Annotated in this window: 17 protein-coding genes and 2 tRNA genes; 7 read left to right on the top strand and 12 right to left on the bottom strand. The window is 37.7% G+C overall.

Features of this window, described 5'->3' with window-relative positions:
• Window positions 1–44: 44 nt before the first annotated feature.
• A complete protein-coding gene (locus tag ACWM1W_RS11195; protein WP_104425876.1) occupies window positions 45–1,160 on the bottom strand; it encodes an MltF family protein in 1,116 nt (371 codons plus the stop codon).
• Between the two features lie 364 nt (window positions 1,161–1,524).
• Between ACWM1W_RS11195 and greB the strand changes: the two genes are divergently transcribed.
• The 6 genes from greB to ACWM1W_RS11165 all read left to right on the top strand — a co-directional run bounded on the left by greB (window position 1,525) and on the right by ACWM1W_RS11165 (window position 4,543).
• Window positions 1,525–2,019, top strand: coding sequence for a transcription elongation factor GreB (gene greB, locus ACWM1W_RS11190; protein WP_448765296.1), 495 nt, complete (start codon window positions 1,525–1,527; stop codon window positions 2,017–2,019).
• Window positions 2,020–2,107: 88 nt separating this feature from the next.
• A tRNA-Ser gene (locus ACWM1W_RS11185) sits at window positions 2,108–2,198 on the top strand.
• A gap of 261 nt (window positions 2,199–2,459) precedes the next feature.
• Window positions 2,460–2,549, top strand: a tRNA-Ser gene (locus tag ACWM1W_RS11180).
• 178 nt (window positions 2,550–2,727) lie between these two features.
• Window positions 2,728–3,189, top strand: coding sequence for a hypothetical protein (locus tag ACWM1W_RS11175; RefSeq protein ID WP_448765297.1), 462 nt, complete (start codon window positions 2,728–2,730; stop codon window positions 3,187–3,189).
• A gap of 7 nt (window positions 3,190–3,196) precedes the next feature.
• Window positions 3,197–3,556 (top strand): DUF2513 domain-containing protein, encoded by a 360-nt coding sequence (locus ACWM1W_RS11170; RefSeq protein WP_042891653.1) that lies wholly within the window; start codon window positions 3,197–3,199, stop codon window positions 3,554–3,556.
• Between the two features lie 3 nt (window positions 3,557–3,559).
• Window positions 3,560–4,543 carry a hypothetical protein gene (locus ACWM1W_RS11165; RefSeq protein ID WP_042891650.1) on the top strand — a complete coding sequence of 328 codons (984 nt, stop codon included), beginning with the start codon at window positions 3,560–3,562 and terminating at the stop codon, window positions 4,541–4,543.
• On the opposite strand, the gene ACWM1W_RS11160 is transcribed toward ACWM1W_RS11165, so the two are convergent.
• The 10 genes from ACWM1W_RS11160 to ACWM1W_RS11115 form a co-directional block, all read right to left on the bottom strand.
• Window positions 4,533–4,709 (bottom strand): hypothetical protein, encoded by a 177-nt coding sequence (locus ACWM1W_RS11160; RefSeq protein ID WP_004987258.1) that lies wholly within the window; start codon window positions 4,707–4,709, stop codon window positions 4,533–4,535. The two genes, ACWM1W_RS11165 and ACWM1W_RS11160, sit on opposite strands and share 11 nt — an antisense overlap.
• Window positions 4,702–5,016, bottom strand: a complete 315-nt coding sequence (locus ACWM1W_RS11155; protein ID WP_448765298.1) for a hypothetical protein — start codon at window positions 5,014–5,016, stop codon at window positions 4,702–4,704. The genes ACWM1W_RS11160 and ACWM1W_RS11155 overlap by 8 nt, the downstream gene beginning before the upstream one ends.
• On the bottom strand, window positions 5,016–5,447 hold the full coding sequence (locus tag ACWM1W_RS11150) for a DUF5681 domain-containing protein (RefSeq protein ID WP_004998933.1): 432 nt from the start codon (window positions 5,445–5,447) through the stop codon (window positions 5,016–5,018). The genes ACWM1W_RS11155 and ACWM1W_RS11150 overlap by 1 nt, the downstream gene beginning before the upstream one ends.
• 35 nt (window positions 5,448–5,482) lie before the next feature.
• Window positions 5,483–5,884, bottom strand: a complete 402-nt coding sequence (locus tag ACWM1W_RS11145; protein ID WP_448765299.1) for a hypothetical protein — start codon at window positions 5,882–5,884, stop codon at window positions 5,483–5,485.
• 234 nt (window positions 5,885–6,118) lie between these two features.
• Window positions 6,119–6,892, bottom strand: coding sequence for an IS21-like element ISAba8 family helper ATPase IstB (istB, locus tag ACWM1W_RS11140; RefSeq protein ID WP_075167882.1), 774 nt, complete (start codon window positions 6,890–6,892; stop codon window positions 6,119–6,121).
• Window positions 6,892–7,911: an IS21 family transposase gene (gene istA / locus ACWM1W_RS11135; protein ID WP_286716026.1), complete on the bottom strand. Its 1,020-nt coding sequence runs from the start codon at window positions 7,909–7,911 to the stop codon at window positions 6,892–6,894. The genes istB and istA overlap by 1 nt, the downstream gene beginning before the upstream one ends.
• A gap of 82 nt (window positions 7,912–7,993) precedes the next feature.
• Window positions 7,994–8,161 carry a hypothetical protein gene (locus tag ACWM1W_RS11130; protein WP_448765300.1) on the bottom strand — a complete coding sequence of 56 codons (168 nt, stop codon included), beginning with the start codon at window positions 8,159–8,161 and terminating at the stop codon, window positions 7,994–7,996.
• 672 nt (window positions 8,162–8,833) lie between these two features.
• Window positions 8,834–10,504, bottom strand: a complete 1,671-nt coding sequence (locus tag ACWM1W_RS11125) for a YfjI family protein (RefSeq protein ID WP_448765301.1) — start codon at window positions 10,502–10,504, stop codon at window positions 8,834–8,836.
• A gap of 139 nt (window positions 10,505–10,643) precedes the next feature.
• Window positions 10,644–10,886 carry a helix-turn-helix transcriptional regulator gene (locus tag ACWM1W_RS11120; RefSeq protein WP_000155629.1) on the bottom strand — a complete coding sequence of 81 codons (243 nt, stop codon included), beginning with the start codon at window positions 10,884–10,886 and terminating at the stop codon, window positions 10,644–10,646.
• 200 nt (window positions 10,887–11,086) lie between these two features.
• Entirely contained in the window at window positions 11,087–11,755 is a 669-nt protein-coding gene (locus ACWM1W_RS11115; protein WP_448765302.1) for a site-specific integrase, read from the bottom strand.
• A 70-nt stretch (window positions 11,756–11,825) separates the two neighbouring features.
• Here ACWM1W_RS11115 and ACWM1W_RS11110 point away from each other — a divergent pair.
• A protein-coding gene (locus ACWM1W_RS11110) for an IS5 family transposase (protein ID WP_155757183.1) occupies window positions 11,826–12,639 on the top strand; the annotation gives its coding sequence in 2 pieces (ribosomal slippage) (window positions 11,826–12,212 and window positions 12,214–12,639; 813 coding nt in all).
• Here ACWM1W_RS11110 and ACWM1W_RS11105 read toward each other — a convergent pair.
• A complete protein-coding gene (locus tag ACWM1W_RS11105) occupies window positions 12,629–13,168 on the bottom strand; it encodes an Arm DNA-binding domain-containing protein (RefSeq protein ID WP_448765290.1) in 540 nt (179 codons plus the stop codon). The genes ACWM1W_RS11110 and ACWM1W_RS11105 overlap by 11 nt on opposite strands.
• Window positions 13,169–13,361 lie beyond the last annotated feature (193 nt).

Genomic DNA, 13,361 nt, shown 5'->3' with positions numbered 1-13,361 from the left:
AAGCTTTTTTTATGGCTGAATAGCTAGATTTAAATTGATCAGACTTAAATATTCACTAGCTGTGGGGTGGTCTTGATGTGTTCCAGATAGGCGCGGATACGGGTCACGTATTGAAGGGCCTGACGGTAACGACCATTACTGGCTTTATTCTGTTCCAGATAAGCATACAGGTTTACCCAATTATTCGGATTCTTGCCTTGAGCCTGAATACGTTTTTGCAGCTGATTCACAGCACCGGGGCCCATGTTATAGGCAACCAAAGCAAACCAATTACGATCCGGATAAGGAATATGTTCATAACGGCTCAGCATCTGATCATAGTATTTGGCACCCCCATCAATACTTTCGCCTGGATCTGTCCGGTTACTAACCCCCATCGCTTTTGCGGTAGAGCTTGTGAGCATCATCAGACCGCGGACACCGGTGGGAGATACGGAGTTTGGCTTTAGATAGGATTCTTGGTAACCGATCGCGGCGAGCAGGTGCCAGTCCAGATCGTACTGCTGAGCAGATTTCTGAAAGCTCGCCTTGTATGTGGGGAGGCGCTGGTTCAGGTCCTGTTGAATTTCATCCCAAGAATGCTCTTCTACTACATTCTGATTGTAGAAGGAAGCAAGTTGCTTGATCGCACCGCTTTGTTTGCCTTGACAGACAAAAGCACTAGCGGTTTGACTCAAGGGATCACTAGCTGATTTAAATACCAGATTCAGATTGGCATTCAGTCCATTACTGGCCAGTGAAGACTCATCACCACAAGTGGCAGAAAAAGCCGTTAAACGCTGTTGTTCAATCGTACCCAGATCAGTGGTGGTCATGGCCAGATTGGCTTTGCCCTGGGCTACCCATTTCAGGGCCGTGGCATTATCCGGAACAGTTTTAAAATCCAGCTTAACATTCAGGCTGTTGGCATAGTTGCGAACCAGGTCGTAACCAAAACCATGCTGATGTTGTCCATTCTGAAACACAGTCGTTGGACTTTGAACTGCGACGACGGTGAGTTTGTTGCTATTGACCACATGATCATATTGAAGTGTGGTTTTAGTGGCATTGATACTATGAAAGGGGATAAGTGCCGTACTCAGTACCAGTGCTTTTACAGGGAGAGAAGAGATAAAAGAGCTAAGGCAAAGCCTCGACCCAGTGGTTGAACTACTGTGCATGTTGTCTCCGCTACAAGTAATTTATGCTTTAAAAATCACAGCCAATACTAGCCAGAAACTTTTAAAAGTTTGATAAATTCAATAAGGGTTGGGCAGTCATGACGTCATTCAAAAATGACTAAATTGATCGGGAAATATGTAGAAAAACTACATAGATTAAAAAATAAGCGATTCCAAAAGTAGGGTGCATATTAAAGATCAAAAAATTAATTGTCAAATTTTGTATATAATTTATTTTTTAAATGTAATTTAAGTTGTTAAATTTATTGAAGAAAAAAATTGCACATTCTGGCTTGTCCTAAAACTCCAAATAAAATAAGCTCTTAATGTCTAAAAACTGGTTCAAAATTGGCAATTAAAACACATGAAATCTAACCTGATTACCCGTGGTGGACACGACAAATTGGTGGCAGAACTTAAAAATCTCTGGCATGAAGAACGTCCTGAAATTACCAAAAAAGTGAACTGGGCAGCCAGTCTCGGCGACCGTTCGGAAAACGCAGATTACCAGTATAACAAACAGCTTTTACGTAAAATTGATCGTCGGGTTCGTTATCTGGGCAAGCGGCTGGAAGAGCTGAGAATTGTTGATTTTTCTCCTGAACAGGAAGGTAAAGTTTATTTTGGTGCCTGGGTTGAAATTGAAAATGAACAGGGTGAGCAGAAGAACCTTCGGATCGTAGGCGTCGATGGAATTTATGATCATCATCCGCAGCATATTTCGATTGATTCCCCAATGGCGCGTGCCCTGTTAGGCAAGTCAGTGGATGATGAAGCTGAGGTGATAACGCCATCCGGCAAGAAACTCTGGTTTATCAATTCAATTCGCTATGAAAAGCCAGGAAATTCAGAAGATTAATGAAATTGATTTTATTTTGTGCAGTTGATGCAGAGAAATTGGAAAAATATTTGCCAAGCGCAATTTTTATTTATATGATGGCGGCCATGGAAGCGTGGCAGAGCGGTTTAATGCACCGGTCTTGAAAACCGACGAGGGCTTATACCCCTCCGTGAGTTCGAATCTCACCGCTTCCGCCAGATACGAAAACCCCGATCATTGATCGGGGTTTTTATTTTTAAATTATTAAAATGATTTTAAATTTTCATTGTTCAAAATGATGTGAATATTAAGGCTAAACTTCATTCTGAAAATAAAAATATCAGTATCGAAAGCCTGTGTATAAAATTTTATCTACTCTAAAATTTTCGTCTGATTTTTGACTGAATGAACTGATTTTTACAGAAGTTTTGCGAAAATTTATTGCCAACAAACAGAAATATTTATATGATTGCGGCCATGGAAGCGTGGCAGAGCGGTTTAATGCACCGGTCTTGAAAACCGACGAGGGTGTGAGTCCTCCGTGAGTTCGAATCTCACCGCTTCCGCCAAATATCAACGACTTAGCCCTGACATTCTCAGGGTTTTGTTGTTTCTAGGGTTATGCAACGTAAGCCTGTAGTAAGCAAAAAATAAAATTAAAAATAAATATCTTTTATTAAATCAGTGTATTGAAGTTATTCTCTATGGTACTTTACTGCGTATAGTTTTTAGACTAAAGAAAATGATATGAAAAAAATAATTGTGAGTATTTTAGCTTTCTCCATTTCCACTTTATCAATGGCTTATAAACCACCAGTAGGTGAGAGTAAGAGTGTTTCGGTGGAAGTACAAGCAACTAAGGAAGAAATTTTTAAAGCGTCTAAACGTGCTTTAGCTTTAGAGGGATATCAGATTACAAGTTCTGATTTGGATGCAGGCGTGATAACCACAGCTTCAAAGGATTATAGAATTGATCCAAGTTATGCCGATTGTGGCAAGGTAATGGGTATTGATTACCTTAAAGATAGGCGAACAAAAACCACAGTAGCGCAGAATATTATTATTGATGAAAACTCTTTAAGTATTAAAAGTAATATTCAAGGTGAATATAAAGTTGGAAGTACAACTTTTGATGTAACACTAACTTGCTTATCGAAAGGTTTAATTGAAGCAGATTTGGTAGAGAAGATTAAAAATAATCTAAAGTAGGGTAAAGATGAAAAGAGATTGGGAAATTATTAGACAGGTTCTTATTGCTGTTGAAGATGATAGTTTTAATAAATACTTAGAAAACTCGGAACAGATAAGTAATGTGGTTCAACATACACTTTTACTTATAGAAGCAGGCTTTTTGACTGGTTCATACGAATATATATTTGTTGATGATAGAGATAAGACTTTTAATATTGATGGGCTAACATGGAAAGGTCATGAACTCCTAGACACAATTAGAAGTCAACCAGTGTGGGATAAGATTAAGAGTACTGCTTTAGATAAAGGTTTAGAGCTAACTTTTGATACAGTTAAATTATTAGGTGCAAAGGCTTTAGCATTAATCGTAGGAAATTTGGGGTAATTTATGACGTTAGTTGTAGCAGGTTATGAAGGTGACGAGATCTTTTTTATAGGTGACTCTGCAATTACTTCAGATAATGTGCCATTACTTTCTGGTTTTAAAAAAATATATGCTGTTCCTATTGTAGTACATGCACCATATTTTTTAAGAACATTTAAAAATTATGTGCCTTTTAGAGGTTATCAAGGTGAATGTGTAATAGCCTTAGCTGGAAGTACATTGATAGCACAGCATGTGATAAATAGTGTTGTTGGGCATTTAGATAAGATAAGGGTAAAACATGATTACGATGAAAATGGTATTAAATATTCATTAATCAGGCATTGTAATACACGAGATAACCAATTATATGGACCTGCATATACAGAATATGACGATGATGTATATTTAGATAGGGATATTTTTAATTCTATAACTATTGATAATATTAAGCAGATTATTGAATATTCAATAAAAGAAGCTCTTAGTTCAGCATCTAAACATGTTTTAGGTCCTGATAGTTGGAAAAGAGTGATTAATAATGAGTATCTATTTGCTTTATCTTGCCCGCATACAAGAGAAAATTTTCTTTATCAGGTTAAATTAACAGAAGAACAAACGGATACGGGTATCAAGGCAGTACCTATAATTACTCAGATTCCTAAGGGGAGCATTGGAGTAATTGGTATGAAATCTTATATAAATGAGTTAAATACGGAGTATCAAAAACTTCTTGCTATGCCATCTAAAATTTCATTAGGGATGTTAAATTGTATAGAAGCTATTATTGAAAAGTGTAATTCAGAGGGTGATAGAGGTGTGGCAAAACCAATTATTTATAAAAGATTTAATGGTAAGTTGGTTAAGGGCTTAACCGTTAGTGAAAATGGTAGTTGGTGGAAACTTGATGTTGATGAAACACCTATAAGGGTTTTAGATAAAGAGAAAGAGCAATCTTTACACGATTTCCCTAAGTTTAAATTTGGAGAAATAGATTTTAATTTCTAGTATCATCAACTAATTGTTGTTGATGTGGTACAGCAATAGCTTCCCACTCATCATAAGACAAAATAGGTGGAAAAGCGGCTACTAATTTAATAGTAGTCGCTTTGTTCTTTCTGTGGGTTTCGACTTTAGCTAAACGCTTTTGAAAGTCTTTTAATACCTTAGCCATTATCGGTATGACCACAGTTAGGGTATTGCGCCCACGGTTGCCCCTGTAGCATGGTTTTAACCGTTACTGGTACTGTAGGGGGTATATAGTCGCTAAATGGGTGTAATGGGCTATTTAGCTTTTCTTCAAGCTTTGCAAATAAGGGTTTAATAAATATTTCTTCGAGTTCATCGCTAGAAGCATATAAGCCCATGATGTGTATTAGATTATGCATTGCAACCAAACGTTCACTTGGTGAACCATGTGCAATATCCTGTGTAAATTTAAAACGTAAAAATTCATATTCTTCTCGTGTAGGCAGGTTCATTAGTGTTTCTCCAAAGCATTAATACGTTGTTCTAATTCATCAATCTGACGAATACCATTTAAAGCATTAATAGCTTCAATGATTTGTTTACCCACATCAGGTGCAACATTGCCGTCAGCAATTGCCTGTAAAACTGACTGAGCTTGTTCTGTAACACTTGCCGTGGCATCTAATTCAAACTGGACTGTTTCAGTTTGAGCTTTAAGCGTTGGTGCAATACGGGAAAGGACTAAGCTAGCCGCTTGCATATCGCCTGAAAGGGCAGATTGAATCACTACCTTGGCAATATCATCAGCATCAGCTAGTAGGGATTGATTTACTTTCATTCGTTTATCAATAATCCCTTTTGGGCGACCTTGTGGGTTAGGGGAGTTCATCCCCTTACGCCAATTTGGATTTCCTGCTGTTTTAGTCTTTGAATTTGTGGTCATTACAATTCCTTGATCTAAACTATTAATTATCAATTTCAAAGATCGACACGTTGGTCATTTAAAATGAATGCTTGTTCTGCTTCGTTTTTCGCTTTGCGAAGTTTTTGAATAACGTGTGATGGTTTACCCACTGCTTTTTCTACTTCTTTAAATACCAAGCCACCACGTTCACCCAGTAACGTTGCTGCATTCTTCATGACTTTTAATCGTTTAGCTAAAGCAGGATTTTGAATTTCATGGAGCTGACGTGTGTAATGTTGAACTTCAATATCAGTTAAGCCTGAAAGGTATGATGGAGCACCTAAAAGGGCTTGAAGTGTTTGCAAGTCTTTTTTCTGCTGTGCTTCTTCAATGAATTTGCGACGCTTGCTGTTATTCATATTTTTAACATGTGAACGTATTTCATTAGCCACAGGGTCATTAGCACCTGCTGTCAAAGGTGTGGTTAGTTCCTTTTCAATATGAGCAATGCTTTTACTTAGATTTGCATTTGCAGAATCAATAGATTTAGTAATTTTAAGAAGCTTCTTATTTGCAAAATCATCAGTTTGGATTAATTGAGCTGCTTCATTCCAAACAGGATTTCGCTTACTTGGCTGTCAACGGCATTCTAAAATTGACCCCTTTTACCTTACAAATGGCAAAGTAAAATTGACCCCTTTGATCTCGTATTAAGTTTCAACCTGGGGCTGAATCCCAATTCTTTTTTTACCCTTCAAACGATAACTCTCACCCGATATTTGTACCACATGACAGTGATGTAATAGCCGATCTAACATCGCAGCGGTCAACGTGACATCATCCGCAAATGACTTAGACCATTGGCTAAAGGGTAAGTTACTCGTCAATATCGTACTGCCTTTTTCATAACGCTTGGCAATCACGTTAAAGAACAGATTCGCTTCTTCACGTCCAAATGGTAAATAACCAATTTCATCGATAATCAGTAACTTTGGTCCCAGTACCGCACGCTGCATATAGGTTTTCAATTTACCTTGCTGATAGGCTGTACTCAGTTGCAGCATTAAATCCGCTGCGGTAATGAACTTGATCTTAATGTTGTTCATGATGGCCTTATAGCCTAATGCCATAGATAAGTGCGTTTTTCCTACTCCGCTAGCCCCCAGAAACACCACATTTTCTGCTCTAGCAATAAAGCTCAGATTGAACAGTTCAATCACCTGTGATTTAGGGGCCCCTAGGGCATAATTAAAATCATAGTCTTCCAGGGTTTTGACTTGAGGCAGGCCTGAGAGTTTCATCAGTACCTGCTGACTGCGCTGTTGCCTGGCAGCATATTCATGCGTCAAGATTGCTTCAACAAAGTCGGCATAACTTCCATCCTGACCTAATGTTTGTTGTGCATGATGTGACCATTGTGATGCGATGGCAGGCAGATTGAGCTTTTGGCAAAGCTGCTCTATACGGTCGTATTGCAGATTCATCAGGAAACTCCTAGCAACTGATCATATACCGATAAGGGATGCTGCAAACTCTCGTAGGGCATGATATGCTGTGCTGCTGCAACAGGTACAGTGCCAGAACCTGTATCTGATTGCGGTAATGGCGTAAATTTTTGCTGCTCCTGTTGCAGTCGAACAGCCGGTTTTTCTTGCGTGGTGGCATGAATCCGCTGATTGGCGGTTTCATGCAGCCACCGGCCAATGTGGGCATTGGCGACATCAACATTTAACAGTAAACCCGAAGTCTTCAGGCTTGCTTTCAATGGCACAATAAAGCTTGATTTGAGGTATCCATTAAAGCGTTCAACTTTGCCTTTGGTCTGTGCACGGTAGGGCTTACATACGCGAGGACGAAAGCTGTATTTCTTGGCGCAGTCGAGCAGTTTGGGGTTCCATTTATGCTGCCCCTCCTGATAGGCATCCCGTTCAATCATGATCGTTTTAGCGTTATCAAACAGGATTTCTTGAGGTACTCCTGCAAAGAACTGAAATGCATTTTCTAGACCATCGATCCATGCATCGGTACGTTCATGATCATAAAATTTCACGAAAGTCGCTCTGGAATACCCTAATGTTGCGACAAAGGCTTTCAAAGTCGTGTTGTTGCGTCGAATCGTGGTGAAATCCACCTGCATTTGTTGGCCAGGTTGGGTTTCAAAACGAATGATCGGTTCCGGTTTAGCAACTGGTTTTAATGTTGCGAGATATTCCCTCAAGATCCTGATCTTTCCTGGATATCCCAACCTTAAAATTTCCTGGTAGAGCACAACAGCAGGAATCCATTCAGGATGAGCTGCGTTTACACGTTTGAGTAAATAGGGTTTATATGGATCAAGAATACTTGTTCTAGGTTGTGTACGCCGATACTGAGGTGTTTCCTTCTGCCGTAAATATTTACGTACGGTATTTCGGGACACCCCCAGTTCACGACTAATGGCTTTAATGGATTTACCTTGCTGATGAAGTATTTGGATTGTCACTGCTTGCTCCAAAGTTAACATGTTGAGCAGTCCAAAATGACCGCTATATTAACCAAGGGGGTCAGTTTTTAAATGCCGTTAGGGGGTCATTTTTACACTGCCGCTAACAACTTGCTTCACGTGCTTTATGAATATCATTGATACCTTCGTAGGCTTCGCTCAATGCTTGTGCAGCAATGTGAACATAAGAAGCAGTTTCTTCATCATAGCCTTGAAGGTGCTTGATATTGTCTGGATGTAGTGATGGTGTAATTAAAGGATATATAGACATTTTGAACTCGCATATTGGTTGCATAATTACTTATTGCTTACAACATACGAAAAACAAATTAAAATGGCGACGAAATCAAATAGATACAAATTATTTACAGCAAATAACAAATTATATGGGGGTATAAACAAGCATTTTTGTAGTGCGAAAAACAGCCGTTTTAAGCGGGTTTTTAGGGTAGCCAGTACCCTTGTACCAACCGAGTGCTTAAAGAGGCTATTTACCCCTGAAAGTCGTGCTAATTTCGCTATGTTTAAACCTGTATTTTGGGGTAAAGGGTTTAATAATTTAATTAGCAGCAAGTAATCATATTTTTAACCACAGTATTAATTATTAGCTTTTGCTAACCTTTTGCGGTGTTTTTGCTTTAGTTTTTTTTTAAATATTTATAAAAAATAATAGCTTAAGTTTTGCTTTTGCGTTTTTGCGATTTTTGCGGTCGAGGGCAGTAAGTAAAAAACTAAAATTTATACAAATGCTATAAAAAACAAATACATAAATAAATTTACTTAAAAATTGCCTTTAAGGGTTTCGCAAAAACCGCAAAAATCGCAAAAAATAATAATAAGTAATTGTTTTTAAATTTAAAATATAAAAATTAAAATCGCAAAAACACCGCAAAAGGTTAGCAAAAAACGCAAAAGGTAGCTTAAAGCTACCTTACTGTGGTTATCAATTCACAAGTTTAGGGTTCAGTGCAATATATTGTTTCTTACCCTTGCCTCTTTTAAATAGTCGAATACATTTAAGGTTTTCTAATGTGCTTAAGAGACGTCTATATTGTTGTAGATTGCCTCCTACTTTGTACCTTGTATTTGCTCTAAATTTACTATCTTCAATAATATATTCATTCTCATCACAATGATCTTTAATTTTTTCTAATAGATATTTTAAATCCGATAATAATTCACTTTCGGTAGATTTATTATCGAATCTTTTTTGTTCACGAATATACCAGTACATAATTTCAATAGCAGAACTCATAATATCTTTATCTATTAAACTGTTTTGACCAGTTTTATCACAAAAAATATGAAGACAAGTTGCTAATCGGACTAAGTGTTCGGAGGACTTACTAGCGAAGCCTGATATGTGGTTATAATTTCCTCCTTCGTCTTGTTGCTCTTCGATACGATTATAGAAATCTTCCCAAAGGATTTCTGCTTCTCTGCTCATTAAGATGTCATTGCATTGAAAAATTTTATCATCATTATTAAATCGAACACCAAAGTTTAAAAGTTGAGATATCCTTTCATTATAATTTTGTAGATACGGTGTTTCTATTTTTTGTCTACTAATATCAATGAACCGAGTTCCTTTTGTACTGATAGGTCGACTTAATAAAAAGCGTGCTAGAAACCCACTACCTTTTCCCAGTTTTTTTGTATTAACCATAAATTGATCAAATACACTAGGTTGCACAGCTACTCCTAGGGTAACGCGTACTTCTCCAACTGACACATTAGCTTCTTCTGCAATACGGTCACGTTGAATACCATTTCCATCCCATAGTTCGTTATATTGACTGAGTGTTTTCATAATATTCTCTGCACCCATTGCGTTTGAACCAAAAATAGTACCTCCCTCAGAACTTAGTTGAGCTTTTACTGGATAAGATTGTAATTCCTTCATAAACGCTTCTGTTGTTGCGTCCATAATAATGAGCTTTTTCTTTGTTGGTTTTGAGGGTTCATTTTGATAGTGCGTAGTGAAATCGCTGTCAATTTGAGAGCTGTTAGGATTTGAACTTTTTTGCATTTGGTTTTCTAATATTTTGGTTCTAGTGTCCCATACTTTTTTAGCACCTTTAAAGTTTTTCATTTCTACTTCATATTCTTTAACCATTTCTTTTTCCCAATTAATAATAGGTTTTTTGAAATAGGAATCGACAGTAGATTTGCGTTCGCCACTATCAGCTAAAGTTAGAAAGAATAATGAACAAGGCACGGATTTATTTCCATTTAAAGTGGGGTAAGTGGCATTTACTAATCCCTGAACAGTTGCAGAAATTACTGACATACAGCTTGCAAAAATTAAGGGGATAGGAGCTTTAGTAATTTTTTCTACTTCTTCGATAGCACCTTTAATATCAACAGGTAGTACTTCTAATGGGAAAGGTTCAGGGAGTGCTTCGGGGTCTGTATAAGTGTCTAATAATGGAGTTTCCCAATTCTTATTCCAATCCCAATCATCTTTCCAAAATTGAGACATAGGCTGCTCTGAGTTGCTTGGTATTTTGCTATTACCTTTATCATTGCTACCAGTGATGATTGGTTGCTGTGGGGCTTGGCTGCCTTGCGTAGTTTGCTGTGGTAAAATAGGGGTACGGTTTAAGCTATTCATGCCAGTTTATTCCTATCAAAAAGACTGCTTCGGCAGTCTTTTTTTTGATTGTATGTTTACGATAGGCTTAGGTCGGGAGAGGTGTTGGACACAGGTTTCAATAAGCGCAATACGTTTAAGGTTTAAAACAGAAAATTAATTATTTGTCGGAGGTTTGAACTGAATACGAAGACGTACTTGAATGCGCTTGTGCTTCAAGCCATGCCATTAAGGTTGAACGTAAATAGCGGACACGTGACTGGGTATCTGATCCCACTTTAATAAATTGTGGTCCTTTACCTTTAGTACGCCATATTTCAAGGGTATTCTTTTTAAAGCCAAGTAATGAAGCGGCTTCTTTAGTCGTCAGTAAATCTTTATGATTGTTTGCTGAAATAGTCATGTCAAAAGTTCCTTTAGCAATGAGCTATCTGACATGCAATAAAAAAGGGACAGATAGCTCAAGTTTAAATTAACCTTGAAGCCTCTATCCCATGATAGATACAAGCTTAATAATGTAACCCATGTTACGTGAATATTAAGCGAGGTGTTTGCAGTTAAAAACAACTATATTATGTTTTATGTTAATGCACAAATGATTTTTTATGATTTGCTTTTATCAATCCAATCAGCCACTTGCTGAACTTCGGGACGTAAATATTGCAAGTGTGTAGTTTCTAAATAATGAATTGCTGTAACCCCTTTAGGCACATGGTTTGTCAGCAACTCAACCTTGTTTAAATCAATACCACAATGCGCCACTCCTATTGTGGTAAACGTTCGTCTAAGGTCATGTGCTGTAATTGGTGTTCCAGCAACTTCACTCATACGTTTCAATGAATCTCTAGGGTCAATAATATGTCCTGACTTTGACCATGAAGCAAAAACAAAAGGTGAACCCTCTGTTCTATGTCTAGCTTTGAGCAACTCTATTGCTTGAGTTGATAAGGGTAAATAGACTGGATTGTGGTTTTTAGGGTCGGGTATATGCCACCATGCTTCCTCTAAATTGACCCTATCCCAAGTTAAAGAACGAGCTTCGCCTAATCGTGCGCCTGTAAGCATTAAGAAAATGATTAAATCAATACTTGCTAGAGTTTCACGGTTAAAAGCGGTTTCCCTTGTTGACCACAAATATTTCCAAACATCATTTACCTTAGAATCAGGAATACGACTGGTACGAGGTTTTAATTTCACCATTTTCTTTTTAAGAATATTTACAGGGTTTTCCTGAATTAATGGTGTGCCATCTTCCTTTCTATATTCATCCATTGCGTAATTAATTAATGCTCGTAATACACTAGACCTCTTGCGAAAGTAAAAAAACGTTTATACTCGTCCCATGAAATATGAAAATTTGACTAAATTTAATGATGGGGAATTTAAACGGCTTGTTGGAGTCCCTCGCCCATTATTCTTAAAAATGGTATCAGTGTTACAACACGCTGAGCTTGCCAAGAAAAAATCTGGAAGACCTCATTCGTTGTGTTTAGAGGATCAATTGTTGTTAACTTTAAATTACTTACGCTGTTATAGAACCCAAATTGAGTTATCCGCCGACTATAACCTAGCTGAAAGTAATGTGAATCGTACGATTCAGAAAGTTGAAAATGCTCTGATTCAATCACGGATTTTCGCATTGCCGAAAAGGAATCAAAAGTTTAATGAGGAGGATGATGTAATCGTTGATGTTACTGAGTCACAGATTGAGCGTCCCAAAAAAACAAAGAAAATTCTATAGCGGTAAAAAGAAGAAACATACCTTTAAAACACAGGTGATTTTTAATCCAAAGTTAAATCAGATCGTGAGTATCCAGGTAAGAAGTGGAAGGGTTCATGATCTAAGCATTGCCCGTAAATATGCTAAAGAATTTGCTAATTTTACATGTGTCATGGCAGATTTAGCATATAAAGGCTTTAAAGAAATTAAGAGTAAGCTACTCATACCAATAAAGAAACCTAAAAATATGAAATTATCCAAAGAAGCCAAGCGGATCAATAAGGAGATAAGTCGTCGTAGGATTCCAATTGAGCATATTAATTCAAAACTCAAAGCATTTCGTATTCTAGGGGAGCGTTATAGAAATAGGCGTAAACGATTTGGTTTAAGAATGAATTTAATAGCGGGAATGGTGAATTGGATGCTCATAAATTAACTTTCGCAAGAGATCTACTGAATGCTTGATTAGCTTGGGCAGGTGCAGGGGCATTACCACGTAAACCATGTTCTTTAAGTTGGTTGTAGCGTTTATTCACATCCTCACGGTTTATGGCTGCAATAGGAGTATCCTGCCATGCTTCAAAACTTGTGGTCACATGTCTACGAATTTCACTTTGTGAACTTGCTTTAAGCGACCTGTCTTTAATGTAAGAGTCGCAAACTTCACGCAATGTAATAGACATTAATGCATGTGCTTTTGCCTGCGCTGTTGGGCTTGTACCCATGCGCATTGTGCGTAAATGCTCGCGGGCAATGTCACGTGCTTGGTCAGGGGCAAAGACACCATACTGCCCGATAGTAATACGTTCCGAGCGACCATTAACACGGTTTTGCACAATAAAGCTAACGCGACCTTTAGGTGTAACTCGAATACCGAAACCTTTTAATTCAGTATCCCATTCAAATTTATCTTTGCTGATTGGTGCAGGGTATTTGTCGATGAAGCTCTTAGTCAACTTAGGCATGATAGAACTCCTCACCGACATTGTAGTTGGTGATAAATGTAGTATGATTCATTTGTTGTTTCCTAGTAGGGATATAACCACAGGCAAGGACTATTGGCGTAGTCGCTTGCCTTTTTTGCACTGTAACTCGTAAGCAATTTGTAAGCGATACAGGGAAAGCATAAACAAGCTATATAAAACAAAATATAGCTTC

Source organism: Acinetobacter sp. TW_SC_4 (assembly GCF_054861205.1).
The sequence above is the reverse complement of the archived record's forward strand: the minus strand, read 5'-3'. Positions and strand labels throughout refer to the sequence as shown.

Coding starts and splice junctions, on each gene's coding strand:
- ACWM1W_RS11115 (WP_448765302.1), bottom strand. CDS start 11,755: ATGGATGAATATAGAAAGGAAGATGGCACACCATTAATTCAGGAAAAC.
- ACWM1W_RS11130 (WP_448765300.1), bottom strand. CDS start 8,161: ATGTCTATATATCCTTTAATTACACCATCACTACATCCAGACAATATC.
- istA (WP_286716026.1), bottom strand. CDS start 7,911: ATGTTAACTTTGGAGCAAGCAGTGACAATCCAAATACTTCATCAGCAA.
- ACWM1W_RS11175 (WP_448765297.1), top strand. CDS start 2,728: ATGAAAAAAATAATTGTGAGTATTTTAGCTTTCTCCATTTCCACTTTA.
- ACWM1W_RS11150 (WP_004998933.1), bottom strand. CDS start 5,447: ATGACCACAAATTCAAAGACTAAAACAGCAGGAAATCCAAATTGGCGT.
- istB (WP_075167882.1), bottom strand. CDS start 6,892: ATGAATCTGCAATACGACCGTATAGAGCAGCTTTGCCAAAAGCTCAAT.
- greB (WP_448765296.1), top strand. CDS start 1,525: ATGAAATCTAACCTGATTACCCGTGGTGGACACGACAAATTGGTGGCA.
- ACWM1W_RS11125 (WP_448765301.1), bottom strand. CDS start 10,504: ATGAATAGCTTAAACCGTACCCCTATTTTACCACAGCAAACTACGCAA.
- ACWM1W_RS11165 (WP_042891650.1), top strand. CDS start 3,560: ATGACGTTAGTTGTAGCAGGTTATGAAGGTGACGAGATCTTTTTTATA.
- ACWM1W_RS11120 (WP_000155629.1), bottom strand. CDS start 10,886: ATGACTATTTCAGCAAACAATCATAAAGATTTACTGACGACTAAAGAA.
- ACWM1W_RS11160 (WP_004987258.1), bottom strand. CDS start 4,709: ATGGCTAAGGTATTAAAAGACTTTCAAAAGCGTTTAGCTAAAGTCGAA.
- ACWM1W_RS11155 (WP_448765298.1), bottom strand. CDS start 5,016: ATGAACCTGCCTACACGAGAAGAATATGAATTTTTACGTTTTAAATTT.
- ACWM1W_RS11170 (WP_042891653.1), top strand. CDS start 3,197: ATGAAAAGAGATTGGGAAATTATTAGACAGGTTCTTATTGCTGTTGAA.
- ACWM1W_RS11195 (WP_104425876.1), bottom strand. CDS start 1,160: ATGCACAGTAGTTCAACCACTGGGTCGAGGCTTTGCCTTAGCTCTTTT.
- ACWM1W_RS11105 (WP_448765290.1), bottom strand. CDS start 13,168: ATGCCTAAGTTGACTAAGAGCTTCATCGACAAATACCCTGCACCAATC.